Raw genomic sequence first — 26,989 nt, forward strand, 5'->3', positions numbered from 1 at the left:
GAGCACGCCTGGGGCCCCGGAGACGACGAAGTCGGCTCTGGGGTAAGCGGAGCGAAGGATCTGCTTTTGCCTTTCCAGCTCGTTAGTCCAAACCTTTTCCGCACCGCGAAACGCAACCACACGGTTGCGGCTAACCGGAGGCAGCAGCAGCCTTCAGGCTGCTGAAATCACAACAACACACACCGTGTCATCCCGACCGCAGGTCGTTCGCCTCCAGCGAACGACCGAAGTGGAGGGATCCGCAGTTCTCCCCTGGAGAGCATCGCCAAGCCATCTGCACTTCCCTCGGGACGAAGACCCATTCCCGATCTATTGCACAGACAGCTACAATCAATTCCTCTCCCGCATCACGACTCAGGAGCAAGACATGCCCTACCTGATCGGAATCGGTATCGCCATCACCGTCTGCCTCTTCGCCGCGCTAACCAAATTCGACCGCGATCGCGTCTTCTATCCCACCGTCGTTCTCGTCGTCGCCCACTACTACATCCTCTTCGCCGTCATGGGCGCAACCCTGCACGTCGTGCTGGCGGAATCCATCGCAGCAGCAGCCTTCATCGTTCTGGCAGTGGTCGGCTTCAAAACAAGCCAGTGGATCACCGCCGCAGCCCTCGCCGGCCATGGCCTCTACGACTGGTTCCACCACCTCATCATTCAGGATCCCGGCGTCCCCGTCTGGTGGCCCGCCTTCTGCATGTCCTTCGACATCCTCGCCGGAGCAATCTTCGCCATGCTCCTTCTCCAGCGTCGATCCGCAGTAGCTTGACCCGCAATCGCCGGGTGCCCCAGGTCCGGGGTCCCCGCGAACTTGTTCGCGGGGTGGAGATCCGTGTCTCCGGACCTGGGAGACCAAGACTCGATGATCCCCAACCAGTTGGAACTTACTTCTTCTCCACCGGCCCCGGCGTCTCAATCCGCGGCAGCATCTCCGCCCGCGTCGCCGCGTTGTACGCAAACCACGCCTCGATCATCGCTCCCTGCATCACATCGCCCTTCTGCACGCGATCGTACAGATCCATGTTCGAGTGGTGCGTCCTCGTCCCATACTCCAGCGGATCCTGCATGAACCCAACGCCATTCAATCCGATCCACGAGAAGCTCGTCGAATCCGTTCCGCCCGGCTCCCTCTGCGGACCCGCCGTCAACCCGACAGCGGAATCGATCCCCAGATCCTTGATCGGCGCAATCCACGACTCGAAAATCGCGGCCAGCTGCGCGTTCCCCAGCGCCGACACCGCGCGAAACTTCCCCGACCCCGAGTCGTCGTTCAAATACACATCCAGCTTGTCGTACTCCGGAGTCTTCTTCATCGTGTCCCGCGGCGCGAAGTGCCGCTGCACATACGCGAGCGATCCATACAGCCCCTGCTCTTCGCCGCCCCACAACGCAACACGCACTGTCCGCGCCATCGGCTTGTGCAGCGCGGCCAGGATTCGCACCGCCTCCATCGCCACCGCTGAACCCGTCCCGTTGTCCGTCGCGCCCGTTCCGCCCTGCCAGCTGTCGAAGTGCCCGCCAACCATCACCACTTCATCCGCCTTGCTCGTGCCGGGAATCTCCCCGATCACGTTAAAGCCCATCTGGTCGTCCTTCTGGTATTCGGTCTCGATGTCGAACGTCAGCTTCGGCGTCATCCCGTGCTCGATGAGCCTGCAGATCCGGTTGTACTGCTCGGGCGTAATCGCCGCCATCGGTGGCCCAACTGGATCCTTCGGATCCTGCGATCCGCCATACGACGCAAACACCGTACCGCCATCGCCGTTGTATCCCGGCGTCAGCGCCACCGCCACACCCTCCTCTTTCAAAAAGGCATTCACCTGGTTGCGCAATACGCGCCCCGTCGGCGCAGCCGTCGACAGCGTCGCAGGCGTGTACTCTCCGGGCCGCGGCGTCGCAGCTCCCGGCCGTCTCGGGAAGAACCCTGTCTGCGATGGATCCGGAGTCTTCGTCCGCGCCGCCACTTCTTCATCCGTTAGCCGATGCGCCTCCGCTTCCGTGTGCAGCGCCAGCTCGCGCGGATCGAAGATCAGCACGATCTTGCCCTTCAGCTTGCCCTTGTACTTCGCGAAGTCCTCCTGTGAGTGCAGCGGAGCCAGCACAGCCTCGGCCGTCACCGGACCGTTCGTCCCCGGCGTCCATGCCAGCGGAAACCCGATCAGCGAAGCATAAGCAGGCGACTCCAGCGCGCCATAGTACTTCTTGATCTGCCACCCATCCCCGAACGGCCCCCATTTTTCGAGGTGAACGTTCGTGAGACCCCACTCTTTCAACTGCTTCATTGCCCACTCAGCCGCCGCGCGATGATTCCGGCTGTTATTCACCCGCGGCCCATACACCTCCGAGATAAAAAACAGATTCTCCATCACCTGCGAACGGTTGAACGCCTCATTCTTGATCTCCGTCAGCGCCCCCAGATCCACCTTGTCGCCGCTACTGGCCTCTTGTGCCGCCGCAAACGTCGCCCCCATCGGCAACAACAACGCCCCACCGCAAACCATAGCCGCCAACCGCAAAGAACGCAGGTCCACACGCCTCTCCTCAACGCAAGATGAGTTCAAGCTATTGCTTCCCGCCCCACAAAGCAACCCCGCCAGCCAATAGCTGAAAGCTGAAAGCTGAGAGCTGAAAGCTGAAAGCTAACAGCGAACAGCTGAAAAATCATCTGGACTTCGCTTACTTTGCATTATAAAGTAAGTTAACTTCCACCAGAAGGCCGCGCATGATCAAGAAGCAAACGCTCGTCGCGCTTCTCCTGCTCCTGCTGATCCCTGTGGTTATGCTGAGCGGAGGATTCCTCTTCAGCCTCATCAATCCCGAACTCGCCGCCGGACACCCCAACTACGTCCGCAACTGGCACCTGCTCAACTCGCTCAAGACCGGCATCATCTGGGCCATGTTCGCCGCCGTGTTCGCGCTCTACCTCACCGGCAGCTATCTCGTCATCCGCTCCAAAAGCCAATCGAGCCTCTGGCTCCTTCTCGCCGCACTCGGCCCCATCGGTTTCGCCATCCTCTCGGTGCTCAACGACCGCGCCCCATCAAAATCAGACCGCTACTCCCGCTTCCTCCGAAAGCTGAACTGGATCCTGCGCACCGCCTATGAGATCGCCTGCTTCTTCCTCATCTGGGAGCTTGCCTGGAATCTCATGCTCGTCAAGCGCTACGCGATGATCAAGTACCAGTCCATCACCACCGGCATGACCGCCGCACAGATCATCGCCATCCAGGACGCCTCCTCCGGCATGTACGCCTTCAGCGAAGGGCTCGAAATCATGTTCTTCGTCATCGTCCTCTACCTGCTCCGCCCTATCCTCTTCAACCTCATCGCACGACTCTTACCGTCAGGGCCAACTCTCGAAACGAGCTGAACCCACATCCAAGATCTCGATTTGCCGATGTAAGCTTTCTGTCTGACATCACTGTGCCCCGTTCATCGCGGGCTTTTTCGCGATGAGCGGGTATCAATCCCAAACGCCATTCACACGAGAATGAACAACGACATCTTTCGACTCAACGGCGCCGTCGCCTACGATCCCGCAATCGACGACTGGTTCCACCAGCACGACCGCCCTCTCGGCCGAGTCGCCCACCACTGGTTTCAGCTCATGCGCAGCTGCGGCGACGAGGTCCGCGAGCTCATCCACGACGGCTGCCCCACAGCCTGCCTCGGCGACGCACCCTTCGCCTACGTCGCCGTCTTCAAGGCCCACGTCAATGTCGGCTTCTTTCATGGCGCATTTCTGCGCGATCCCGCAGGCTTGCTCCAGGGCTCCGGCAAGCGCATGCGCCACGTCAAGATCACCGCAGAGGCAAAGATAGACGGCGAAGCACTGACCCGATTGATTGAGTCAGCATGGGCCGACATCAAAACGCGCATCGAAAACGGCTGACGGAGATGATGTCCCTAATCGGCGGCCACAGTCTTCGGCCGCGTATCGAGTCCGAAGTCGCGCAGAATTCTGTCGTACCAAACCTCGTCGTCGCTCGCGTTCAGGTCTGCCCACTGCTCATCGGTCATCGAGTTGCGCCATCCTAGGAAAGGCGCGGCGTCGGGCCCGACTGGATGCCGCAACTGCCACGTCCCGCTCTCCACGATCTCCAGAACCTTCTGTGCCACGATCGTTGGCGGCACTGGATTTTGCTGTACTGATGTGGCAAACAGATTTGCGAACCTCTCTGTCTGCCGGTATGGAGACTCATCCTGAGGTATCCCGATGCGGCGGGCCATGGATGTATCGATGATCCCCGGCTCTACAATTGCCACTCGCACCGAGAAGGACTTGAGCTCTCCAGCAAGTCCTTCACTCAGGGCCTCGAGCGCCCACTTCGATGCCATGTACGGCGTGAGCGGCGGACTCGCAAGCCGCCCGGCAACCGAAGAGATGTTCACAATGCAGCCGCTGCGCCGCTCCCGCATCTGCCCGACCACCGCCTGGATCGTTCGAATGCAGCCGAAGTAATTCGTCTCCATCGTCGTTCGGAAAGTGGCGAGCGGAAGCTCCTCGACTGCTCCGAACGCTTCCACGCCGGCGTTGTTCACCAGCACATCGATCGCGCCGTGCTCCGCAGTGATCCGGGCGATTCCGTTCCGGACCGACTCGTCGGAATCCACGTCCATCACGGAGATGGCGATGGGCAGCTTCTCACGGGCCGCAACTTCGCCCAGGTCAGACTGCGACGGGTTCCGCATCGTGGCAAACACCTGGTGCCCGGCGCGCGCAAACATCAGCGCCGTTTCATATCCGATACCTTTGCTCGTTCCAGTAATCAGAACCTTGGACACGGCTGACCTCCTCGATCGTTCCTGAGTTGGGATCTACTTGGGCGGGGATTCAGAACTGATGCCCCATACAGTAGCAGTCATACCCGACCGTGTCAGCGGAAAAGTCGGAATCGGGCATTCGCGCCGAAGAACTTGAACATGCGATTCTGCGGAATCTGTCCCTAAACAAAAAACGGCCCCCGTCATTAACGGGGGCCAAGTTGCCTTGGTTCTCTCGTGTTGCGAGAGCTCTATTGGCGGCCTACGGCGGGGTAGCCGTCGGCGCGGAAGGGAGCCTCAGGGGGGTGGCTGTTCAGCACCTTTACTGGTGCTGCTCCGTGCCGGTCGAGGACGCCATACCATGGGGGGATGTGGTGCCCTGGGCCGCCAAACTGTTTTCCATCAACTTGATATGCACTTCGCTGGGAATCCGCTCACGGCGATGCGTAGCCGGCTTCGGCGCGGTCTGATCTGCGGAAGCATTGCTCGCCACCTGCGTGGTGTCTTCGATGTGGGCGTTGCCCAGTGCGACTGCGTGCATACGGTAGACGGGAATGTCATGCTCGGTTACGAGGTAGCGCTTTACAGCCTCTGCCTCACGCTGCGAACTCGCGATTCCTGCTGCCCCTGCCGCAGGCGAACGCGCTTCAATTTCGATGATGAAGCCCTGATGACCTTCCAGGCTCTTCGCCATGTCATCGAGCTTAGCCTTTGCATCCTTCGACAGCACCGGGCTGCCACCTTTGAACGGAACCGCAACGTCGCTGATCGGCTTGTAGGTATCGAGCCCGTTCACCGTCGTGTTCAGAGTGTCAACGTGTCCCGAAGCTGCAACGGCCGTATCATTGGCCTTCTTAGCCTGGTCGCCGGCTTGTGTCGCCGTCTGGTTCGCAGCCTCAGCAGCGTCCTGCGCCTTCTTGATGCCTGCGGTGGCGCGAGCATCAACGTCCTTGATGTCGCTGGCGTTCTTCGAGTTCACCTGGTCGAGCTCAGTCAGGCGATCGTTAATCGGATCGAGCCTTTTCTTCACCCACTTCTTGCGCGCCATCGGATTGACGCGGCCCCAGAATCCCTCTTTCTGCTCCTGGATCGGCTGCGTCGCTGTCGCCGGAGGAGTGGAGGTCGGTGTCTGCTGCGCGGCCGCCGGAGCATTCTGGGTGTTGGCATCTGGCTGCTGCGTCTGCTGTGCCATCGCGGGGATCGCGACAGCCGAAGCCAGGGCGAGAACGGCTACCTGGCTTGGAACCATAATTCTTGCTTTAATGTCGTTCTTCATTTTTGTCTAACCCCTGATGTTGCGAATGCCGCGGTCGACTGCGGGTGAACAGACTGTGCTGCTCGCCATCCTTAGTGCATCAGGCATGCCAAAAGCACCACCCCTGTGCAGAAAAAACCAAGTTGTATGTTCTGAACGGATTAACTGGGTTGCTTCCGGTCTCTCGCTGCGGAACCCAGAACGATCGGCAAATTCTTGGATAGTAATTTTTACAGTCAGCGGTAAGTCTTACCGGGTAATCCAGCGGTTTTTAAGCTACTTAGCCTCAACCCGCACAATCCGCATCTCCGGGTAAACCCCGTTCCAGCCCTCGGTCACCGCGTCAAAAATAAGCCGGAAATCCCGTCCCTCTCCGGGCTTCAAGGGTGCCGCTGACACCGGCTCCAGATCGATATAGGGATCCCTCGTCCTGATCCACTTCACAGCCTGTGTCTCGTTCTGGGCCACCTCGTTTGCCGCGTTTCTGAACAAGACCTGCATTGAAATCCCGGTCACCGTCTTGCTCCCGCTGTTCGTGATGTGCCCGTCGATGTACGTGACCTTCCCTCCGGCCAGGTTGCTGCTCTCGCTCATCTTCACTTCGCTGATCGGGAGGCTGGCCGCATACGGGTCGGCTTGTGCTGAAATCGGCGTAACCGCCGCCGGCCCCTTTCCCCGCTCCATCACGAAGATCACGACCGCCGCGACGACGACAATCACGCCCGCAGCAATCGCCAGCGGCATCCAGTTCCGCTCGCGCGGCTCAGTCGGGGGAACAAGTTGAGGTCCTGTACTCACGAGCGGATTCTACACCGAAGAGCGCCCATCTCGTTTGCAACAAAGGATTCCCCACGCGCCGTGGAACCGGATACACTGGCGCGACCCGGGCGGATTTACATTCGGACATGCGTCCGATGCTGCACCGCCCAATCTCTCGGAGGCCACATGCCCAAATACGTCATCGAACGCGAAGTCCCCGGCGCCGGCAAACTCTCGCCCGCCGAGCTCCAATCCATCTCTCAGACCTCCTGCGGAGTCCTCCGCAAACTCGGCCCAGAAATCCAGTGGGTCCACAGTTACGTCACCGGCGACAAGATCTACTGCATCTACAACGCGCCTAACGAAGAGCTGGTCCGTGAGCACGCAAAGCAGGGCGGCTTCCCGGCAAACTCCGTCGCCAGGGTCACCTCCATCATCGACCCCACCACCTCCGAAGCCTGAGATTCACACTCCCTATCCCAACCCTCCGGGTGCCCCCGGTCCCTCGCCGTTGGGGACCGGGGATGATCAATCTCTCTCCCCGTTCCAACGGGTACCCCATAGCCCGCCCTGAGCTTGCCGAAGGGTCTCCTCCTTCTGGAGGCATGGGAACATCTGCTCGCCCTACTCGAACGAAAGCCGGGTGCCCCATGTCTCCCGATTCTGGAGACATGGGATTCAACTTCCTCCCCCCTCGAAGCACTCGCTCCCAACACGAGCGACGATAGTCGCATGCCCGCTCTGGTACTCCAGTAACTTGACCCCTAGCACTTTTGGTTGATTCACAACAGAACTGAAGTGAATCTTAATAGCGATAGTGCTGAAGGGCCCGGCGCACAACGCCGCGAGTTTCTGGAAAGGCAACAGGCATGAATTCCTCCCCCTCTGCAGTTGCGGTAAGACCCTCTCGCAAGGAGGACCTGATCTATCAGGTCGTCACCATTGCCGCGATGGTCACGCTGGTCGCCAGCGTCTGGATCTTCTAACTCTCTCGCGCGCACTCACGCCCCGACGAGAATCCAACGCTCCCACACGCATTCACGCCGGTCCTCAATCATTCCTGACATATTCCGTCGTTGCCACCGTCTCCGCGCGTGCCCGCGCGCCCCGGATGATCACCACCATGTAAATTCCAAGCGTCGCGAAGATCGCCGCCATGAATACCGGCACGATCCCCGGCGACAACCGGAACGCTCCGATCCTGGCGCCGTTAATGATCCCGCTCTGGATGTAGACGAAAAGGCACAGAATCTCCATCTTGATCAGTGCCACCATCTCACGCGTCTTCTGCTGAATGAACGGCAGATTGATCTCGGTCACCCGCACCGGCAGATTGAAAGTCCTGAACTGAATGCTCGCCAGCGCGGTCATCAGCAGGTAAAGTCCCAGTCCGACCACCGGCAGAATCCAGAGAACTCCCGGCGAACCCCACGCGTTCGGCCGCCCCGTGATATCGAAGTGTGTCGGAACTCGGTCTGGTAGGCGATCCGGCCCGTTCAGAGCCCAATAGGTGATCCAGAAGAGATACCCCAACACGACAAGGCCCGGCACTTCGATCGTCTTACGCATGGCTGACCTCAATCTGACAGGTACAGACAAGCATAAGGCCAAATCCCCTGTGGGCCGCCCTTTACTTACGCCTTGCCCTGCGTCATCAGCACCAGCAGCCACCCATTAGCCGCTGCAATCAGAACAGCCACACTCCACGCCAGCCCCTTCAGCCACCGCGCGTTCACAAACTCACCCATCTTCGCGCGGTCGCTCGTAAACATCACCAGCGGAATCACCGCAAAGCTCAGCTGCAGCGACAGGATCACCTGGCTCAGGATCAGAAGCTTCTCCGTCCCCCGCTCGCCGTTGAACCACACCACGAGGATCGTCGGCACAATCGCCAGCCCGCGCGTAATCAGCCGTCGCAGCCACTGCGAAACCTTCAGGTGAACGAATCCCTCCATCACGATCTGCCCGGCCAGCGTCCCCGTTATCGACGAGTTCTGCCCCGACGCCAGCAGCGCCACCGCAAATAGCGTGCTCGCAAACCCCGCCCCCACTAGCGGACTCAGCAGCTTGTAAGCGTCCTCAATCGCCGCCACCTCGAAGTGCCCGCTGCGATGAAACACCGCCGCCGCGACAATCAGGATTCCCGCATTCACAAACAGCGCCAGCGTCAGCGCCATCGCCGAATCCACATTCGCCATATGGATGGCTTCGCGCTTGCCCTCAGGCGTTCGCTTGTAGTTCCGGCTCTGCACGATCGAAGAATGCAGATAAAGATTGTGCGGCATCACCGTCGCGCCCAGGATCCCGATCGCGATATACAGCATCGCCGGATTCGTGACGATCTGCGGCGACGGAATCACCAAACTCCTCAACGCCGTCAGGTGCTCCGGCCTCGACAGAAAGACCTGCACCCCGAACATCGCCAGAATCGTCCCGATCAGCACAATCACCAGCGCCTCGACATACCGGAACCCCCACCGCTGCAGCAGCAGGATCAGCAGCACATCCACGCCCGTAATCAGCACCCCATACAACAGCGGAATGTGAAACAGCAACTGCAGTGCAATGGCTGACCCGATCACCTCCGCCAGGTCGCACGCCGCAATCGCAATCTCCGCCCCAAGCCACAGCAGGATGCTCGCTTTCTTCCCGAAGCTCTCATGGCACAGCTGCGCCAGGTCGCGCTCCGTCGCCACCCCCAGTTTCAGCGCCAGGCTCTGCAGCAGGATTGCCATCAGGTTTGACAGCATGATCACGAACAGCAGCGTGTATCCGAACCGCGATCCACCCGCAATGTCCGTCGCCCAGTTCCCCGGGTCCATATACCCGACCGAAATCAGGAACCCCGGCCCGATAAAACCAAGCAGCCTCTTCCAGTACACGCGCGAACCAGAAATACGCACGCTCGAATGCACTTCGGGCAATGAAGGCTCGTTGAGCCTTCCCGGATTTGTGATCTCTGTCGCCATGAAAAACAGACAAGAAGGACAGCCGACTCTATCCAGTCGTAGTATGGCACAAGTTAACTTAGGTTAATAGAAATTATTATTGCAGATTACCTAAGCTTCAGGGCGCAGCCAGACCGCCTCCGCCGCGGGCCTTCCCAGGATCGAACTCCCCGACGGAAGCTCAATGGATACCGTCTGATCGTAGTTCTGGCTCACAACCTTGAGCGTCTGGTCCGGCCCCACGCCCATACGATGCAGAAAGAGCAGCAGTTGGGAGTCTCGCTCCTGCAGGCTCGTCACCCGGTAGCGTTCCCCCGCCGTCGCCTCCGACAGGGGCACCTCCCCGCGCTTCTTCCGCTCCGCTGGCTTCTCCGGCAGCACCGCATTCCCATGCGGACACGCCCCGCCCTCCCCCAGTTTTTCCTTCAGCTTTGCTTCGAAAGCCGGCGACACCGCATGCTCCAGCCGCTCCGCCTCATCGTGGATCTCGTACCACGCCATCCCGAAAATCTCTTTCAGCATGCGCTCGATCAGGTGATGCCGCAGAGCCGTCCGATAAGCGGTCTCTTTGCCCGTCTGCGTCAGGCGAACAATCCCGTCCTCGCTCATCTCCACGTACCCGTCGCGCCGCAGCCGCTTCAACGCCATCGTCACCGCCGGAGCCGACACCTCCAGCCAGTGCGCCAGCATCGCTGGAATCACCTGCCTGCCCTCCGACTCGCCCTCAAGAATGGCTTTGAGATAGTTTTCTTTCGAAACCTGGATCGCGTCTTTCATCGTCCCATTCACTCTACTGCTTTTCCGCGATGAAAACTCCGCTGCCATTCAGCAGCACAATCCCAAAATCCGCACGCACCCAGGACGGCTCAGTTCGCCGCGCTGCCCATCTCCACGGTCGACCTCTCCAACCCCGCCACAAACCGCATCATCTCCAGCGCGCTTGCCCATCGCGCTCCCGGCAGCCCGGCATCATCCACCTCACCCTCATCGTCCGCAAGAAGAAACTTGAACCCGACGCCGTCTTCCGCGTTCCGAACCACGCAAGCCTCCACCGTGACAAACTCCTCCACGTCGCCCGAATCCGTCCTCACCAAACTCAGCGGCATCGGACTGCCCGGCATCCATCGATCCTCCGTCACAAGAAACAATCCGGAATTGCTGATATCTCCCACCACGTACCGCTTCGAAGAGATGCCGATGAATGCCACAATCGGCGGCATCGCGATCCGCCTGTGCCTGCGTTGATCCGGGAAGATCATATGCAGCGCCCTCAGCATCAGAGGCTTCTTGCCCACCCTGCGGACTCCGTACACCCCCTGCCGATTGATCACATAGAGCTCCCGCTCCTGGTTCATCATCGGATTCCGCAGCGGATTGCGCATGACTCTCCTCTACGTACTTATCGGCGAGCCCCGCACAAAAATTCAGTTCCTGTAGAGTCTCCTGCCCCAAACGCAAAACCAGCTCCCCGATTCCTCGAAGAGCTGGCCAAAGCTATTACTGGCGACTAGTAACTGGCAGCTCGAGACTATTTCACCGATACCTTCGGCTCCACCGACAACCCCGGCCGCAGCGCATGATTCGGGTCTTCCTGGTTGAGATTATCAAAATCGATTCTCACCGGAACACGCTGCACCACCTTCACGTAGTTGCCCGTCGCATTCTCCGGCGGAAACAGCGACAGCACCGATCCCGTCGCTCCGCCAATCTGCGTGATCTTTCCGTCGTATTCCTTACCCGTCGCGTCCACGTGGATCTTCACCGCCTGGTTAGGACCCATATGCTTCAACTGCGTTTCCTTGAAGTTCGCCGTCACCCACAAGTCTTCAAGCGACACCAGCGTCAGCATGTTCTGTCCCGCCGCAACGTTCTGGTTGATCTCCACGCTCTTGCGCGTAATGATGCCCGCCACCGGCGCGATGATCTTCGTGTAACTCAAGTTCAGGTTGGCCTGGTCCAGCTGCGCCTGCGCCTTCTGCACTTCTGCTTCTGCCTGCTTGTACCGCGCATTCTGCGCTGCAACCTGCTGCGGACCCGTCTGTGCGTACTTCAACTGCGCCTGCGCCTGCGATGCCTTCTCGCTCGCAACCCGCACCGCATCCGCCGCTGCGCGCTCGTTGGCATGTGCATCGTCGACCGAAGCCTTCGCCGCATCTGCCGACGCAACGGCTGCGTCATACTGCTGCTTGCTGATCACGTCCTTCTCGACCAGCGGCTTGTAGCGCTGCAGATCCGACTGCGCCTTCGCGTTGTTCGCCTCAGCCTGCACCACCTTCGCGTGAGCTGCTGCCAGTTGCGACTGCGCCTGTGAGATGCCCGCGGATGCGGCAGTCACATCGGAACCCGCCGACGCCAGGTTGCTCCCGGTGTTGATGCTCGTGATCGGAACAGCCACCTTGGCAGCCGTGGCAGACGCCTCGGCGCTGGCCAATGCCGCCTTTGCATTCTCCACCGCCACTTCGTAATCCCGCGGATCGAGCTCGGCGATCAGGTCGCCCTTCTTCACCTGCTGGTTCTCTTCAACATTGACCTTGATCACTTGGCCGTTGATGCGCGAACTCACCTGGATCAGGTGCCCATTGATCTGCGCGTCATCCGTGTCCTCGTAATACGTCGAGTGCCACCAGAATCCGATCGCTACCAGTACCAGAATCACCACCACCGCGATGATGATCCCTTTGCGGCGAGAAGGGGGCTGCGCCACCTCTGTGCTCTCATCGCGCGGCGCCTGCACTGTCGTTGTGGATGTTTCCGCCACGTCTACTTCCCTCCCAAATATCTTTTGTAATCCTGCCCTGCTCCAAGCGCGCGCGCCAAACTCAGCTTGGCCACGTTATCGCGATAAAGGCTGGATACATATTGATCGTTTGCCTGCGCCACCGACTGCTCTGCCTGGCTCACCGCAAGGTTGTCGCTCACGCCGTTCACATACCGCTGCTGCGCTTCGCTCAAAGCCTCGTTCGCCAGTTCAACGCTCGATTTCGCAACCTCGACCTGCTTCTGCGCGGCCTCGATATCCAGCAGCGCATCGCGAATGTCCGCGTCCACCTGTGCGTTCATGTCGCTTAGCTGCGCGTTCTGAGTATCAAGTTGCGATTGCGCAACCTGCGCCTCACCGCGCAGCCCGAATTCTTTGAACACCGGCACGCTCAGCGTTCCCTGCGCATCGCCGGTCCCGTGCGAATGCCGCACGTTCACGCCGATATCTCCGTAATCCGCATCAACCTTCACCGTCGGATAGCGGTCTGCCGTCGCGCCCTTCCTCTGCTCCTCGGCGGCCTTCGTCTGCTCCACCATCGCCGCCAGATCCTTGCGGTTCGCATGAGCTTGCTTGATCGTCGCGTCCACATCAAGATGATCGAAAGCCGCGTACGGAGCCTTGTCCGACAAATTGAATTTCTGATCCAGCGGAAGCCCGATCACCCGAGCCAGCGCCAGCTTGTCTTTCTCCAGGCTGTTCTGCGCCACAATCAGCTGCTGCTGCAGCGACTGGTAGTCCACCTGGGCCCGCAGCACATCCAGCTTCGGAGCCGTACCTGCCTCGTGATTCGCGTTCGCCTGGTCCAGCGAAACCTTAGCCGTTGCAACCTGCGCTTGGAAGCTCTCCACACGCCCCTGATCCGCGAGCACAAGCATGTAGGCGTTGCCCGCGGTCAGAACCACCATGTCCCGCGCATCCTGCTCCGACAGCCGCGCTGCATTGAACTGGTGCTTCGCCGCCATATACGAACGCAGCGCCTTCAAGTCCAGCAGCGACCAGCTCAGCGATGCGCGCAGATCGGTGTAGCCAAACGGCCCGATGATCGTCGGAAAACCCGGAATCCTCAAACCCTGCGCGGCGAGATCCACTTGCATCTCCGCCTCGCGAGCATTGAATTCCACATCTGGCAAAAGCGGCTGAAGCTGACTCAGTCTCTGCGCCTTTGCTGAAGCTGTCTGCGTCCCGCTGAGAATCGCGCCCAGATTGTTCTTGACGGCGCGCTGGATCGCATCATCCAGCGAAAGATCCAGCGTCTGGCCGGTCGCCTGCCCCGCCGTGACGCTTCCTTGAAAGCTGCCCGCTGTCGGACCTGCAGACTGGCCCGGAATCGACGTGGGTAACTGCTGTGCAATCAGCATCCCCGGCGCCATAGTTCCAGCCATCAGCGCCAGCGCCGCACACCAAAAAAGTTGTTGAGGGTACTTCCTACAGTCTGGGGACATCGATCCTTGATTTCCTGGCCTTTTGAAAAAATCCGCCGGAGATTCGTTTGCACTTCTCTAGATGCCCACCCTGGGCTCGCAGGTTCTTTATCTCTAGTCTATCGAACAAAAAATGCTCGACTTGCCGAAAGTCGCACTCATCCCGCCGACCGGCGTGATTCAGCTCACTCTACCTCATCGGCTCGTTCTTCTTTTGGCCCCGCGTCCCAAAGTTTACGTCCCTATGTCCCTAGGCCCTACGTCCCTTGCTTCACTTACTTCACCGCGTGGATCAACTGCGATGCCAGCGAGCACAGACCCTGCCGGAAAATCTCCCGCACCGCGTCGGCGCTCCATCCCTCCGCGCCTTTTCCCGCGTGGCCCGCAAGCATCTCAGCCGTCTCCGTCGCGGAGAACCCCGCCACAGCCCGCAGCACGAACACCACTCTGGTCTGCGTTGCCAGACCTTCGATCCATTTCTTCACGCTCTCGCGATTCGGCCCGGCCAGCATGCTCTCGAGTTCCGCTCTTGAAATCCCCGCCGCTTCCAGATCGTCATCCTCGATACAGGTGACAGCGTGCTCCAGCCCTTCCGGAGCTGCAAGGCTTCCCGGTTTACGTTCAGAGAGCAGCTCGATTGCTGCACTACACAGCGCTCTCCGGCTGCTCTTCCGCGCTTCCTCGGCGCTCGAACATGCCGAAATCTCCGTCCGCGCAACCGCCGTCTCCACCAGTTGAATGCTGTCCTCGCCTTCGCCCACCAGCATCGATGCCATGCTGTAGAGCCCCGCCGCGATCACGTCGAGCAGCGCATCCATCCCGCCCAATGCAGTCGAAACCGTCGCATCGTCCTTCGGTTGCCCGTCCAGCAAGCCCTGCACCTTCTGCGACAATTCCTCGGCTCCCTCTGGAACCGGCTGTTGGGGAATCAGAACATCCTTCGCATCGGACTCGTGAGACATAAAGTGACCACCTCGTTGGCAAAAAACAGACCTGGCCGAGTCTTTATCCTCAACCCACGCCCCGTCATGGGTCAATCATCCCTGCGTTCGATTTCCCGTCGTTTTTTGCAATCCGTTAACCTGATTTTCTCCACCCTCTGTAAGCATGACCAGCAGTTACAATCGCAGCTTCCATTCCTCTCGACAGGCTCAACGCTGTAGACTTTCCCTCGCGGTTCGTAATTCACTGAAATGGCCCGAACAAAGCAGAAACAAAAGCTCTTCACCGGACGCGACCACTCCTGGATGCAGTTCAACCGGCGCGTCCTCGAAGAAGCCGAAGACCCCACCAACCCCCTCCTGGAACGGGTCAAGTTTCTCGCCATCACCGGATCGAACCTCGACGAATACGTCGAAATCCGTCAGGCCAGTCTCATGCAGCGCATCGAGGACGGCTATCGCGAGCCCGGCTACGACGGCCTCCGCCCCGACGAATCCCTCGCCGCCCTCACAGCAGAAATCCACAGCTTCGTCGAAGCCCAGTACCGCTGCTGGAACGATCTCCTACTCCCCGAGCTCCGCAAGCAGGGCATCCGCCTTCTCGAGTGGGAAGAACTAGACGACGACCAGCGCACCTACGCGCAGAGCTACTTTCAGCGTGATGTCGACCCGCTCCTCACCCCCATTGCGATCGATCCCGCGCATCCCTTCCCTCGCGTCCTTAATAAGGCTCTCTGCCTTGCCCTGCTCCTCCGCCGCAAGCGCAAATCCTCCGGCCCCCTCGTCCTCGGCGTCGTCACCGTTCCCCGCGCGCTTCCCCGCTTCGTGCGCCTCCCCGCCGAAGACGGCAAGTTCGACTACCTCCTGCTGCAGGACCTCATCGCCCAGAACCTCGGAGGCATGTATCGCGGCTACGAGGTGCAATCCCGCGTCGCCTTCCGCGTCACGCGCAATTCAAACCTCTACATCGAAGAAGAAGAAGCCCGCTCCCTGCTCGAAACCGTCCGCGTCGAACTGACTAACCGCCGCAAAGGCGACTCCGTCCGTCTCGAAATCGAAGCCGGAGCCGATGCCGAAATCGTCGAGCGCCTCCGCGTCAATTTCGAACTCGACGAAGATCAGGTCTTCCGCGGCGAAGGCCCCGTCAATTTATCGCGCGTGATGTTCTTCTACAGCGACATCAACCGCCCCGACCTCAAGTACCCGCCATTCACCGCGCGAGCCCTTCACCTCAGCCGCAAGTCAACCAACATCTTCGACGAGCTCCGCCAGCACGACGTTCTGCTCCACCACCCCTACGACTCCTACGAGGCCGTCGTCGACTTCATCCAGCAAGGCGCTGAAGACCCCGCCGTCGTCAGCATGAAGCAGACCCTCTACCGCACCAGCCAGGACTCGCCTGTCTTCTCCGCCCTCACTGAAGCCGCCGCCACCAAGGAGGCCACGCTCGTCGTCGAACTCATGGCTCGCTTCGACGAAGCCTCCAACATCCGCTGGGCCCGCAGCATGGAAGACGCCGGAGTCCAGGTCTTCCACGGCGTGGTCGGGCTCAAGACGCATTGCAAGCTCGCCCTCCTGGTTCGTCGCGACGAAGACGGCGTCACCCGCCGCTACTGCCATCTCGGCACGGGCAATTACAACCCCATCACCGCGCGCTTCTACACCGACCTCAGCCTCCTCACCTGCGATCCGCAGATCACCGAGCGCGTGCACATGGTCTTCAACTACCTCACCGCGCATGCCGAAATCGACGACTACAGCCCGCTCCTCGTCGCTCCTCTCACCATGGCCGAGAGCTTCCTCCGCCTCATCCGCCGCGAAATGGAGCATGCGCGCGCCGGCCGTCCCGCTCACATCATCGCCAAGATGAATGCCCTGCTCGAGCCCAGCGTGATCGAAGCCCTCTACGACGCGTCCAACGCAGGTGTCGAAGTCGATCTCATCATCCGCGGTCTCTCCATCCTCCGTCCCGGAGTTCCCGGCCTCTCCAGCCGCATCCGCGTCCGCTCCATCGTCGGCCGCTTTCTCGAGCACTCCCGTATCTTCCACTTCGAAAACGGCGGCGACGACGAAACCTACCTCGGCTCGGCCGACTGGATGCCCCGCAACCTCTTCGAACGCTGCGAAGTCGTCTTCCCCGTCAAAGACCCCGCCGTCAAAGCCCGCATCCACGACGAGATCCTGCCCGCCTACCTCGCCGACACCATCAAAGCCCGTCTCCAGCAACCCGACGGCACATACCGGCGCGCCCCTTCCTCCAAAGAAAATCCCGTCTTCAGCGCGCAGGATTTTCTCATGAAGCTCGCCGAAGGCAAGGCCGACATCAGCGCCATCCCCAAAGCCAGGGAGCTCGTCTCCGCCGCACCGCGCGCGAAATCAAAAAAGAAAGCTGCCGAGCCGGCGCACGCCGCAGACTGAAACTCCGCTCCAACACACCCTTCTCTCTCCGATTGCATCCTACTCGCCGTCATGGGACGTTTTCGGCGTGGTACTGCCTGCCGCACCGCTCCGCGCAACTCGTGCGACCCGGCTTCCATCCCCGGAAGCTCCTCCCATACCTCAATCAGGAGAAAATCATGAAGCGTACTTTCGCCGCAGTCTACTGCATCGTCCTCGCCTCCGTTCCCGCGCTCGCCCAGAAGAAAGCCGCCGCCGAAAAGGCCGGATCAGATCAGCAATTCGTCGACTTCGCCGCACAGACCGACATGATGGAAGCCAACCTCGGCCAGCTCGCCGCCAACGCCGCCTCTTCGCAGCAGGTCAAAGACTACGCATCAACTCTGGTCACAGATCACACCACCGACTACGGCCAGCTCTCCACTGCCGCAAAGCAGGCGAACCTCACCGTCCCCAACGCCATCGACACCGAGCACAACAAGATGCTTGCCCCATTCCAGAAGCTCAAGGGCGCAGCCTTCGATCACAAATACGCGCAGGAGATGGTCATGGGCCACACCAAGGCCATCGCGATGTACAAGAAGGAAGCCGAGAGCGGCCAGAACGACGCGCTCAAAAACTACGCACAGACCGCCCTCCCCGTCCTCGAGAAGCACCTCACAGGCGCGAAGGATCTGGAGAAAGCCAAATCCTCTGGCAAGTAGGGCAGCCTCTCACGCATCCAAAACGCCCAGGAGAAACGTCATGCCCGAACAGCCGCCTGATCCTCTGCACTACGATATGAAGATCCCGCCCGAGCCCGATCACAACAAGCAACACGCACCCGAGAAGCCCGCCTCCGACGAGAACGAAGATGCCTCTCAAACGGCTCGCGACACCAGCGTAGTCAGAGGATCCGACAAAAACGCCGAGCCCCAGGGCGGCCGAGGCAACAATGACCGCCAATGACCAGCGATTGACGTAACTTCAATCCTTGTAGAAGACTCCCATTCACAGTGCGGCTGCCTCCAACAGCGGCCCCGCTGTGGTGGAGGTCAGATGATCGCACGTCGTATCAGTCGCCGCCCTGCCGAGTGGCACGTCACCAAAAACGAACTCAGCCGCCCCTGGCTTCTTCCCCTTCGCCGCATTGAATGGATCTTCGAGTGGATCGCCTACGGCCTAAGCCGCTGGAGCTTCCTCGAGGTCCTCGAATATCTCGGCAGCCTCTCGATCCTCGTCGGCATCATCTTCTACTTCAGCGAAAGCGGCGACCGCATCAAGCTGCGCCACTACCAGGCGTGGCAGGTCATCAACACCGCCCAGGGCAAAGGCGGCAGCGGCGGTCGCATTGAGGCCCTCCAGGAACTCAACGCCGACAAAGTCCCCCTCGTCGGCGTCAACGTCTCCTCCGCTTTTCTCCAGGGTGTGCACCTCGAGCGCGCCAACCTGCTCCGCGCCGACATGAGCGCCGCCGACCTTCGCGGAAGCGCCCTGCTTCACGCCGACCTCACCTTTGCCAATCTGCAATCTGCCAACTTCAGAGGCAGCGATCTCCGCGATGCAAACCTCGCAGACGCCAACCTCTCCGACTCAGACCTGGTCGGCAGCAATCTCTCCGGAGCACAACTTGACAACGCAAATCTCTCCTCCGCAGACCTGCGCAATGCAAACCTTCAGAACATCGCCTGGCAGCGAATCGCCGCCTTCAAATCCGCCAACATTGCCGGAGTGATGAACGCCCCAGCCGGCTTCCGCGACTGGGCACTCAAAAACGGAGCGCTGGAAAAAGCAGACGGCGACAACTGACCTCTACGCCGCACTCTCCTCGTTCCGCTCGGCACTTTGCCCGCTCGCAAGGCGCGTCACGCACCACGTCGGCGTCTTTTCCATGTGCCAGATCTGCTTATACCCTTCATCCCCGCGCAGCATGTCGATTGTCGCCACACCTTCTCCAGCCGCGCGCTCGACAGCATACGCAATCAGCAGCGTCCCCGGCCTCAACTCCGCATGATCCGGCGAATAGGCAGTGATATAGAAATACTGCGTGCGCCCATTCCGCCCCGGCCTCTCCCGATCGATCAGCGAATACAGAACCGCGATTACTTCCCCATTCAACTTCAGCGCTATCAGCCGCAGCAAACCCGCTTCGAGCAGCAGCGGAATCGCATCCCGATGCCAATCGACAACACGTTCGTCCACCAGCACGCCCTCTTCGCCGCGCGTCTGCCATCGCTCCCTGTGCAGCCGTCGCAATCTCTCGAAGATCTCCTCCCAGTTCGACTCATCCGCCGCCACCAGCTCAAGCTTTCCTTCCCGGAGCGCGCGATTGCGGTAGTACATCGCATTCCGCCGAATCTTCTGCGGCAGCTCCCCCATCCTTACCGCCGCCATCCGCGAACACCCCTCCGCCTCCGACAAAAAAACCGGGCCGCCCTCCGCTCCGACCCCAAGTCCCTCTTCCCTGGTCCCTAGTCCCTGCTTTCTCATTCCTTCCAACATCCGCGAGTGCCCCGGCACCTGCGTCGCGCAGAACTCATCGTGCTCCACGCCATCCAGCAGAAACTCCACCGCCCCGCCAATCTCCTCCGTCGCACACTCAGGCGCAAACACCCCGTCCAGATAATCCGTCGTTCCCACGCCGATCGGAAGCAGCTGCCGCTTGCGTGCCTTCGCATCTTCGTACACGTAGAACGGAAGAAACCCGATCGCCTGTCCATCGCGTTCCATCACCACTGCGCACAGCTCGTCATTCCCGAACTGCCGCCACCACGGCAGCAGCCACTCCGGGCTCTGAAATGGAAGCGCATCCGGATCCCGCGCCCACAAGCTCCGCCACGCCGGAACAAACCTCTCCAAATCCTCGCTGCTCTTCAGGAAGCGATACTGAACTGCGCTCTGCACTGGTGTGGGGCCCCTTCCTGCAGGATCCTGCGATACAAATCGAAGTACCGCTCCACCATGCGTCGCTTTGAGAATCGCCTCTCCGCAGCTTCATGGCACGCCGTCGGCGAAATCGCATCCACCTTCCCGATCGCCTCCGCCATCTCGTCCACGCCGTTCACCAGGAACCCCGTCACGCCGTCCTCGACGATCTCCGGCAGCGCGCCAGACCGGTACGCAATCACGGGCGTTCCAGCAGCCAGCGCCTCCATCGCCACCAGCGAACTCGTCTCCGGGGCCACCGTTGGATGCAGAAGACACCTCGCCTCTGCCAGCATCTGCTGCCGGCGCTCCGGCGTGAGCGGTCCTGCAAACTCATGCCTCACGTCCGCGCCCTTTTCCAGTTGCGGCGCAATCTTCTCTTCGAAATATTCCTGATGAGCGCGGTAGGGATACACCTGCCCGCCGATCACCACCCGCATACTCGCCTTCGTCCCTGCCTCCAACGCGCTGTGCGCATTCTTCTCCGGACAAATCCGACCCATCACCAGCGCAAAGTCCGACCTCTTCACTTCATGCAGCGGCAGAACGTCAACTCCGTTCTCGATCACCGGCGCATCGCCGAACACCGGAACCCCCGCGCGCTTCTGACTCTCTGACACATAGCAGAAATGCGCGTGCCCCTTGTAGCTCCTCATCGTCCCCTGTTCGTACCATTCCACCGGCATATGCAGCGTGATCAGCACCGGTATCTCCGGCGAAAATTCATATCCATACAGATCCATGCTGTGCACATGCACCAGATCCACAGTCTCTGAAGCCAGCGCACGATCCACTGCCGCATGAAACTCCTTCCGGCACCACGCACCATCCGCCTCATCCAGCGTGCCCCGCTTCGGCAGCGGTACTGCGAACAACTCGCCCGCCGGCCTCGATCCTTCACATGCCACCACCAGCGAACGATCGTCCGCCGCCACAATCGCCTGATCGAGATCCCACAAAATCTGCTCCGCGCCTCCAACGAGATTAGGCCCGACCGGTGCAAACGGATATGCAATGCTTAGAACCCTCATCACAACGCCCTCGCTGCATCGTTCTCGAGCTCACCTTCCGCCTCCTCAGCGAGTTGACAGAATCTCTCTGAAGTCATGCCCCACGGATAGTTCTCATACAGCAACTTCCCCGAATGCGGCGGATGCGTAAAGTCATATACCGGCGCAATCCGAAACCGTTCCCACGCGTCATCGAACCCTTTGAGGGTTTCCCGCTGCGATACGAAGCACGCCATCAACTTGCGCTTTTGTGCCCGCTCCTCTTCAGAAAGCTCATACGCAATCTCCGGCATCCAGCCGTCCAGCCTCAGGAACCTCCCCGCTTCGAACCCCGTTCGACCCGCATGGTAGAAAGGCGCCTCCAGCACCAGCGGTCTTCTGCCTCCTCGCGCTCTATTCATCTCCACCGCGTGATGTACCGCAAATGCGCACGCATCGTGATCCGGATGCCCGCCCTCGTAGGGATGAGTGAAGATGATCTCCGGCTCGCGCAGCGCGACCTGCTCTGCGATCTGCCGGGTAATCTCCGTCAAATGCAAACCCGCTTCCTGGTCGCGGAAATGCAGGCCCACGCTGCTCGCGCGCTGCAACCCCGCTTCCTGAAACATACGTGCCAGTTCCGCGGCTCGCGCCTCACGATAATCGTCCAGGCTCTTGAACCCATGCGCCCGGCTGTCTTCTTCGTTCCGAGGAGCGCCGTCCGTCACATGTACAAAATGTGCTCCGTCGAGGCGCTCCATCCGCGCCCCAAGCGCGATCGTCTCATCGTCCGCGTGCGCCACCACCACCATGGCGCACGGCATTACCATCTCGGAACCCGCTGGCGCGGTGCCCCGTCTTAGCAAATCTTCTGCCGCTATCGTCGATTGCGCGGGGCCCACGTGCAGTTCTGATGCGCTGAGTTCCTCCTGCGCTGCCACTCCCCTCGCCATCGCCCCGACTTGCCGACTTTTGTACCCTCTTATCTCTCGAACCTCCGCTGTAAGTTCTCTCTGATTTACAAACTATCTGTGAGCACGATGCGCGCCATGAAGGGTGGCTGGGTCGACCGCGGATCCGTTCCGCGCGGACCAAATGGCCGCGGGCTCTGTCGCTGGTGCTCCCTCGAAGTCCCCAAGAGGCGCTTCACCTTTTGCTCTGACTACTGTGTTCACGAGTGGAAACTCCGCACTCAGCCTGCATACCTTCGCGAAAAAGTCTTCGAACGCGATCGCGGCATCTGCGCATCTTGCTCTACCGACACCCTCGCCGCCGCACGAAAACTTCGCTTCTCGCGCGGAGCTGCTCGCGCAACACTCCTCATGCACTGGGGCTTGCGCACTCGCTCGCGCAAATCCCTCTGGGATGCCGACCATATCGTCCCCGTGATCGAAGGTGGCGGCGAGTGCGATCTCTCCAACATCCGCACGCTCTGCCTGCGCTGTCACCGCTCAGAAACAACCGCACTAAGAAAACGCATTCGCAGTAACGTGACTCTTCAGTAAAGATCGCCTGCCTTTCCACACGCACTCCAGAAAACCACTCGCACCTCCGATTGCATCTATCGTGAATAGATGTTGTTCCACGAAATTAACCAATGGTGAGAAAGGTCATGCCATACGAGATTCCGTTGAACGTTATAGAGATACTTAAAAGCACCCTGTACCTTCTAGAGCACACCATCTACCCAGGCAAAGACGGCAAGACAGTAACCGACTTGAAGAGTTGTATTACAGGTGCGATCAACTCCCTCTCAGCTGAAGCCGCACAGGCACAGGGCGAAATCTAACCTCATTCCCTACCGGCGCGGGTGCTCACTCGTCCGCGCTCTCCTCTTCTCTTCATTTCTTTCCTCGCGGAAAGCACTGGTCGTGACGAACGTCACCATCCCTCGAACCACCGTGACGAATGTCACCAACTGTCCCGTTCAACTAGGCCAGAATTGTGGGACCATTTCTTGAAGACAAAATGCACGTGTTCACCACAATCTATCTGGCCGAAACGCTCCGCGCTAACCTCGAGTGTGTTGAAGAGACCGAGGGCCTGAATCAGCAGCACCCCGGAGTGCTGGAGTTCAAAAACACTCTGCGCGAACGGATCGCCATGCTCGAGAATCGCAACTTCTACGCCGACGACTCCGACATCGATCTGGACGACTAAGCCACCGGGATCTCTCCCGCGCTTCACTCCTGGTGCTGGCTCGGACCAAGCACCGTCGCCTCTCCTATTCACTCCGCGTCATTTCCACGTTGTGAAATCCCCGCCCGCTTTTCGCGGACCTCGGCTATACCCCAGGTAGCTTTTCCGAATCCAACTTGGTGATGCGCCGTACACACACTCCCGGCTTGATTGAAGTCCTGCGTTCGACCCTGGAAGATGTCGAACAGAAATCGGGGCTTAGCGCCGACGACGAATCCCTCCAGGAGCTCAAGCTCATCTTCGACCGCCGCGTCGCCGACCTCCAGCGCGCGATGGCCTCCGAATTCTCCGCCGCCGCATCGGCATCGGACAGCGAAGACTCTGATTGGGAGATGGCATCCTGAGCGCGCCTCCGGGTTACCAAAACTCTGAGGGGCACTAAAATCGAGAGTGTGGCATCTTCCCTTCTCAGCTCACCCCTGATCTGCCAATCTGACCATGTCCCGGGCGCTACCCTGCGCTCCTATCCCGCCAGACTCCTCGCCATCTGGCATCTGACCAGTCTCGATGCTCCCTCCGTTGCTGTTGTCTGGGCATACGCGATCGCCCACACTGCCAACATCCGCCTCGAGCCATGGATTGCGCTTCTCCTCGCCACGGGCACCTGGACCGTCTACGTCGTCGACAGAATTCTCGATGCACGCCGCGCCATCAGCTCCAACACTCCTGCAATCCTTCGCGAGCGGCATCACTTCCACTGGCGGCATCGGCGGCTCCTCACCACCCTCGCCTCTTGCACCGGCCTGACCGCCGCGGCCATCATCGTCAGGCTCATGCCCGTTCGAGCCCGCGAGCACGACTCCATCATCGCTGCCGCTGCGCTCGCCTACTTCTCAGGCGTCCACTCATCCGCTCGATTTCCAGCCTGGCTTCGTCGTCTCTGCTCCAAAGAAATGCTCGTCGGTATTCTCTTCGCCGCCGGATGTGCCGCTCCCACGCTCACTCGGATTCACTCCGCATCTCCGTGGCCCGCTATCCTCAGCCTCTCCTTCCTCGCTGGCCTGGCATGGCTCAACTGCGCCGCCATCGCGCGCTGGGAATCCCACATCTCTTCAACCCGCATCTCCGTTCTCGCCCTCACCATCGCGCTCTCCGGATTCGCCATCGCTGCCGCTCTTCCCCCAGGCCTTGCGCGCACATCCGCGCTTTTCTTCTGCGCCTCAGCGAGCGCCCTCATGATCGCCGCTCTCGACTGCTTCCGCCACCGCATCGATGCCGTCACTCTGCGTGCCCTCGCCGATCTCGTCCTCCTGGCGCCTGCATTTCTGCTCTTCGCGCGAGCCCTGCCGGCATGACGATCCCCGTCGAACTCGCCGTTGCCCAGGGCCCGCCAGCCACCGCAACGCCCGACTTCAACCGCCTCGCCCGCGTCTATCGCTGGATGGAGTGGCTCACCTTCGGCCCCTTCCTCGAGCGCTGCCGCTCTGCCTACATCCCGACCCTCACTCGCTGCCGGCGCGCCCTCATCCTCGGGGACGGTGACGGCCGCTTCACAGCACGCCTGCTCCGCTCCAATCCCGCCATCGAAATCGACGCCGTCGACGCCAGCCCCGCCATGCTCCGCCAGCTCGCCGGCCGCTCTCCCTCGCATCGCATTCGCACCTGCGTAGCCGATGCTCGCGCCTTCACGCCCTCGCGTCACGACTACGACCTCATCGCCACGCACTTCTTCCTCGACTGCCTCACGCAGAACGAAGTCAGCGACCTCGCCTCCCGCCTTCGCCGTCATGCCGCCCCGGGCGCCACGTGGCTCATCTCCGAATTCGCCATCCCATCCAGCTTCTTCGGCCGCGTCTTCGCAGCACCACTCGTCCGCCTCCTTTACCTCGCCTTCCGGCTTCTCACAAATCTCCAGATCCGCAGCCTGCCCGACCACCACTCTGCCCTCTCCCAATCCGGCTGGACTCTTCGATCTCAACGAAAATTCCTCGGAGGTCTGCTCGTCAGCGAGGCCTGGGCGCCCAATCGAAAACTCACCCACTCCAGCCCTCCGGCCTGAACCCGCCCGCACCCATCAAGACCCGCTCACCTGCTTCTTCAGCCGCGCATATTGCTCGTCCGTCAACTGCAGCCACACTCCGCCGCGCCCGATCTCCAGCCCGTAATCCAGCGCCTGCCGATCCTGCAGATTCGCGAAGTTCCCCACCTTATCGACAATCGTCCTGATCTTCTCCGCATTTTTGAAATGCAGCCTCCCCGGCAACGAAGTCTTTAGATCCTCCTCCAGAAACTGGCACATCCAGCAGTCGCGAAGGATGTAGTACATGTACACCCGATGCACGCCCGGCGACTTGCACTTCGAGCACACCCGCTCGCCCGGTGTCGGCGGCGGATCCTGCAACCTGTTCCCGCACCGTGCACAAATCTTTCCCGCCAGTCGCAACCGCGCCGTCGATGCTCTCTCCCCGCCCATGTGCAGCAGTATAAGGCGAATAAAAGGCGAAAATTGCACAGCGACTTCCATCGCTCCTCGCCGCAGCATCCACCCTCAACCCCCCAAGAAGAGCCAGCCTCAACCTCTGCGAAAACGGCTCAGCCGCGCCACCATCTTCCGCCCGTCCTCAGAATCCTGCCTCTCCAGCAGTTGAGAGAACGTGAACACGCACATCCCGTCTACTACGCTCTTCTCCAGCTCATCGACGGCCGAACCGAATTCTTTCCCGGAGATCTCCGTGCTTCGCCCTCGGCCGGCGTGCATGCCCTCCAGGTAAAGCGCTTGCGCCTGCAGCGTGCAGATCACCCGTTTGTCGGTCCGCCTCTTGATGTCGCTTCCCACTGCAGCCGGCCATATCGCATCCCGTCGCAGAATCTGGTGATACGACATCGCCTCGAATACGTCCACCACCTGCGAGAGCCGCCCAATATCCTGCCCAAAGACCTCTTCCACCGCATTGTCGAAGTCAGACTGAAAGAACGGCAGAGTGTTGATCGCGATCGCAGTCCCGGGCCTCTTCGCCTGCACCGTCGCGCGCATGCGCGCAATCGCCTCCACGGTGATGCCGCACTTCCATTCGCGCCACTCGCTCCGGTGGTTTTCGGCAATCATCCGCGCCGCCTTTGGGGCATCGTTCACAGGCAAATCCACCCGGGCGGCCTCACAGAACCGCCGCAGCGTCCTGGGCGAATAGCAATACTCCGGCATTGCCGCTCGCTCCACATCCGGCAGCCAGATCTCCCAGAATCCCGGCCAGCGCACAAAACCGAGATGGATCCCGTCCGGATCGAGTGCCGGAACTGCGCGCTCCAGAATCGCACTTTTATGCTCCAGATTCTCTTCGCGATCCGGCGGCAGACCGACATACCAATCCTGCTTCTCTTCCGTCCGTCCAAACTGATCAACCGGCAGCAGTTCAGGATGAGCAGCCGTAAACGCCGGATCAAAACAGATGTTCAGGCACCCGAAATACGCGATCCCCCGTTCGCGCAGCGCATTGCGAAACGCAACATCATCCCTCGCCTGATTGCCCGCGTCACCCTCGCGCAGTTCGCTCTCTACAGCCGAGTCCTGCATCGGCAGAAACCTGCTTTGCGCGATCGCAAACGTGGCGCCCATCGTCGCGAGCACATCCGCTGCCTGCTCCGGCCTCATTCCGTATTTCCGCGACCAGTCGTTGTCGTAGATCTTGAACCCCAGCCGTAAATCGATCATCTTTG

The 26,989-nt window shown here is 60.4% G+C and carries 30 protein-coding genes; 14 read left to right on the plus strand and 16 right to left on the minus strand.

Annotated elements, in window-relative coordinates; all coding sequences use genetic code 11:
• Positions 1–367: 367 nt before the first annotated feature.
• A complete protein-coding gene (locus DHV10_RS11730) occupies positions 368–766 on the plus strand; it encodes a hypothetical protein (RefSeq protein WP_109487139.1) in 399 nt (132 codons plus the stop codon).
• Positions 767–881: 115 nt separating this feature from the next.
• Here the strand turns inward: DHV10_RS11730 and DHV10_RS11735 are convergent, their stop codons facing one another.
• Entirely contained in the window at positions 882–2,498 is a 1,617-nt protein-coding gene (locus DHV10_RS11735) for a M28 family peptidase (RefSeq protein WP_109486573.1), read from the minus strand.
• Between the two features lie 221 nt (positions 2,499–2,719).
• Between DHV10_RS11735 and DHV10_RS11740 the strand changes: the two genes are divergently transcribed.
• Positions 2,720–3,367, plus strand: a complete 648-nt coding sequence (locus tag DHV10_RS11740) for a hypothetical protein (protein WP_109486574.1) — start codon at positions 2,720–2,722, stop codon at positions 3,365–3,367.
• A gap of 120 nt (positions 3,368–3,487) precedes the next feature.
• Positions 3,488–3,889 (plus strand): DUF1801 domain-containing protein, encoded by a 402-nt coding sequence (locus tag DHV10_RS11745; RefSeq protein WP_109486575.1) that lies wholly within the window; start codon positions 3,488–3,490, stop codon positions 3,887–3,889.
• A gap of 14 nt (positions 3,890–3,903) precedes the next feature.
• On the opposite strand, the gene DHV10_RS11750 is transcribed toward DHV10_RS11745, so the two are convergent.
• From DHV10_RS11750 to DHV10_RS11760, 3 genes are all read right to left on the minus strand, one after another.
• A complete protein-coding gene (locus DHV10_RS11750) occupies positions 3,904–4,782 on the minus strand; it encodes an SDR family oxidoreductase (RefSeq protein ID WP_109486576.1) in 879 nt (292 codons plus the stop codon).
• A 301-nt stretch (positions 4,783–5,083) separates the two neighbouring features.
• Positions 5,084–6,037, minus strand: a complete 954-nt coding sequence (locus DHV10_RS11755) for an OmpA family protein (RefSeq protein ID WP_109486577.1) — start codon at positions 6,035–6,037, stop codon at positions 5,084–5,086.
• A 255-nt stretch (positions 6,038–6,292) separates the two neighbouring features.
• Positions 6,293–6,814, minus strand: a complete 522-nt coding sequence (locus tag DHV10_RS11760; RefSeq protein ID WP_162601452.1) for a DUF2393 family protein — start codon at positions 6,812–6,814, stop codon at positions 6,293–6,295.
• Positions 6,815–6,961: 147 nt separating this feature from the next.
• Between DHV10_RS11760 and DHV10_RS11765 the strand changes: the two genes are divergently transcribed.
• Positions 6,962–7,237, plus strand: a complete 276-nt coding sequence (locus tag DHV10_RS11765; RefSeq protein WP_109486579.1) for a DUF4242 domain-containing protein — start codon at positions 6,962–6,964, stop codon at positions 7,235–7,237.
• A gap of 588 nt (positions 7,238–7,825) precedes the next feature.
• Here DHV10_RS11765 and DHV10_RS11775 read toward each other — a convergent pair.
• From DHV10_RS11775 to DHV10_RS11805, 7 genes are all read right to left on the minus strand, one after another.
• Positions 7,826–8,344 (minus strand): DUF1648 domain-containing protein, encoded by a 519-nt coding sequence (locus tag DHV10_RS11775; RefSeq protein ID WP_109486581.1) that lies wholly within the window; start codon positions 8,342–8,344, stop codon positions 7,826–7,828.
• A gap of 65 nt (positions 8,345–8,409) precedes the next feature.
• Positions 8,410–9,690, minus strand: a complete 1,281-nt coding sequence (locus tag DHV10_RS11780) for an Nramp family divalent metal transporter (RefSeq protein ID WP_239461711.1) — start codon at positions 9,688–9,690, stop codon at positions 8,410–8,412.
• Positions 9,691–9,834: 144 nt separating this feature from the next.
• Positions 9,835–10,500, minus strand: coding sequence for a metal-dependent transcriptional regulator (locus DHV10_RS11785; RefSeq protein WP_239461573.1), 666 nt, complete (start codon positions 10,498–10,500; stop codon positions 9,835–9,837).
• Positions 10,501–10,589: 89 nt separating this feature from the next.
• Positions 10,590–11,105, minus strand: coding sequence for a PilZ domain-containing protein (locus DHV10_RS11790; RefSeq protein WP_109486584.1), 516 nt, complete (start codon positions 11,103–11,105; stop codon positions 10,590–10,592).
• 146 nt (positions 11,106–11,251) lie between these two features.
• A complete protein-coding gene (locus tag DHV10_RS11795; RefSeq protein ID WP_239461576.1) occupies positions 11,252–12,481 on the minus strand; it encodes an HlyD family secretion protein in 1,230 nt (409 codons plus the stop codon).
• Positions 12,482–12,483: 2 nt separating this feature from the next.
• Positions 12,484–13,926, minus strand: a complete 1,443-nt coding sequence (locus DHV10_RS11800; RefSeq protein ID WP_109486586.1) for a TolC family protein — start codon at positions 13,924–13,926, stop codon at positions 12,484–12,486.
• A gap of 254 nt (positions 13,927–14,180) precedes the next feature.
• Positions 14,181–14,867, minus strand: coding sequence for an RNA polymerase sigma factor (locus tag DHV10_RS11805; RefSeq protein WP_109486587.1), 687 nt, complete (start codon positions 14,865–14,867; stop codon positions 14,181–14,183).
• A gap of 231 nt (positions 14,868–15,098) precedes the next feature.
• On the opposite strand from DHV10_RS11805, the gene ppk1 reads away from it, so the two are divergent.
• From ppk1 to DHV10_RS11825, 4 genes are all read left to right on the plus strand, one after another.
• The gene (gene ppk1, locus DHV10_RS11810; protein WP_109486588.1) at positions 15,099–17,264 is read left to right on the plus strand and encodes a polyphosphate kinase 1; all 2,166 of its coding nucleotides are present in this window, start codon (positions 15,099–15,101) and stop codon (positions 17,262–17,264) included.
• Positions 17,265–17,422: 158 nt separating this feature from the next.
• On the plus strand, positions 17,423–17,947 hold the full coding sequence (locus tag DHV10_RS11815; RefSeq protein ID WP_109486589.1) for a DUF4142 domain-containing protein: 525 nt from the start codon (positions 17,423–17,425) through the stop codon (positions 17,945–17,947).
• A gap of 40 nt (positions 17,948–17,987) precedes the next feature.
• The gene (locus DHV10_RS11820; protein WP_109486590.1) at positions 17,988–18,191 is read left to right on the plus strand and encodes a hypothetical protein; all 204 of its coding nucleotides are present in this window, start codon (positions 17,988–17,990) and stop codon (positions 18,189–18,191) included.
• 90 nt (positions 18,192–18,281) lie between these two features.
• Entirely contained in the window at positions 18,282–19,031 is a 750-nt protein-coding gene (locus DHV10_RS11825; RefSeq protein WP_109486591.1) for a pentapeptide repeat-containing protein, read from the plus strand.
• Positions 19,032–19,034: 3 nt separating this feature from the next.
• On the opposite strand, the gene DHV10_RS11830 is transcribed toward DHV10_RS11825, so the two are convergent.
• From DHV10_RS11830 to DHV10_RS11840, 3 genes are read right to left on the minus strand one after another with little or no spacing between them, the layout of a single operon-like run.
• A complete protein-coding gene (locus DHV10_RS11830; RefSeq protein WP_109486592.1) occupies positions 19,035–20,126 on the minus strand; it encodes a GNAT family N-acetyltransferase in 1,092 nt (363 codons plus the stop codon).
• Positions 20,096–21,178, minus strand: coding sequence for a glycosyltransferase (locus DHV10_RS11835; RefSeq protein ID WP_109486593.1), 1,083 nt, complete (start codon positions 21,176–21,178; stop codon positions 20,096–20,098). Before DHV10_RS11835 ends, DHV10_RS11830 begins: the two co-directional genes overlap by 31 nt.
• Positions 21,178–22,077 carry a PIG-L deacetylase family protein gene (locus DHV10_RS11840; RefSeq protein ID WP_162601453.1) on the minus strand — a complete coding sequence of 300 codons (900 nt, stop codon included), beginning with the start codon at positions 22,075–22,077 and terminating at the stop codon, positions 21,178–21,180. Before DHV10_RS11840 ends, DHV10_RS11835 begins: the two co-directional genes overlap by 1 nt.
• Before the next feature lie 99 nt (positions 22,078–22,176).
• Between DHV10_RS11840 and DHV10_RS11845 the strand changes: the two genes are divergently transcribed.
• The 6 genes from DHV10_RS11845 (at position 22,177) to DHV10_RS27105 (ending at position 25,334) form a co-directional block, all read left to right on the plus strand.
• Positions 22,177–22,641, plus strand: a complete 465-nt coding sequence (locus tag DHV10_RS11845) for an HNH endonuclease (RefSeq protein WP_239461713.1) — start codon at positions 22,177–22,179, stop codon at positions 22,639–22,641.
• A 107-nt stretch (positions 22,642–22,748) separates the two neighbouring features.
• A complete protein-coding gene (locus DHV10_RS27095; RefSeq protein WP_162601454.1) occupies positions 22,749–22,925 on the plus strand; it encodes a hypothetical protein in 177 nt (58 codons plus the stop codon).
• 179 nt (positions 22,926–23,104) lie between these two features.
• Positions 23,105–23,296 (plus strand): hypothetical protein, encoded by a 192-nt coding sequence (locus DHV10_RS11850; protein WP_109486596.1) that lies wholly within the window; start codon positions 23,105–23,107, stop codon positions 23,294–23,296.
• 161 nt (positions 23,297–23,457) lie between these two features.
• Positions 23,458–23,679: a hypothetical protein gene (locus tag DHV10_RS11855; RefSeq protein ID WP_109486597.1), complete on the plus strand. Its 222-nt coding sequence runs from the start codon at positions 23,458–23,460 to the stop codon at positions 23,677–23,679.
• 48 nt (positions 23,680–23,727) lie between these two features.
• Complete coding sequence (locus tag DHV10_RS27100) at positions 23,728–24,630, plus strand: hypothetical protein (RefSeq protein WP_162601455.1); 903 nt, start codon at positions 23,728–23,730, stop codon at positions 24,628–24,630.
• Positions 24,627–25,334, plus strand: coding sequence for a class I SAM-dependent methyltransferase (locus DHV10_RS27105; protein ID WP_162601456.1), 708 nt, complete (start codon positions 24,627–24,629; stop codon positions 25,332–25,334). The genes DHV10_RS27100 and DHV10_RS27105 overlap by 4 nt, the downstream gene beginning before the upstream one ends.
• Before the next feature lie 15 nt (positions 25,335–25,349).
• On the opposite strand, the gene DHV10_RS11865 is transcribed toward DHV10_RS27105, so the two are convergent.
• Together DHV10_RS11865 and DHV10_RS11870 are read right to left on the minus strand one after the other, a co-directional pair.
• Entirely contained in the window at positions 25,350–25,799 is a 450-nt protein-coding gene (locus DHV10_RS11865; RefSeq protein ID WP_239461579.1) for a hypothetical protein, read from the minus strand.
• 48 nt (positions 25,800–25,847) lie between these two features.
• Positions 25,848–26,984: a hypothetical protein gene (locus DHV10_RS11870; RefSeq protein WP_109486599.1), complete on the minus strand. Its 1,137-nt coding sequence runs from the start codon at positions 26,982–26,984 to the stop codon at positions 25,848–25,850.
• Positions 26,985–26,989 lie beyond the last annotated feature (5 nt).

It is taken from the genome of Occallatibacter savannae (assembly GCF_003131205.1).
Lineage (GTDB): Bacteria > Acidobacteriota > Terriglobia > Terriglobales > Acidobacteriaceae > Telmatobacter > Telmatobacter savannae.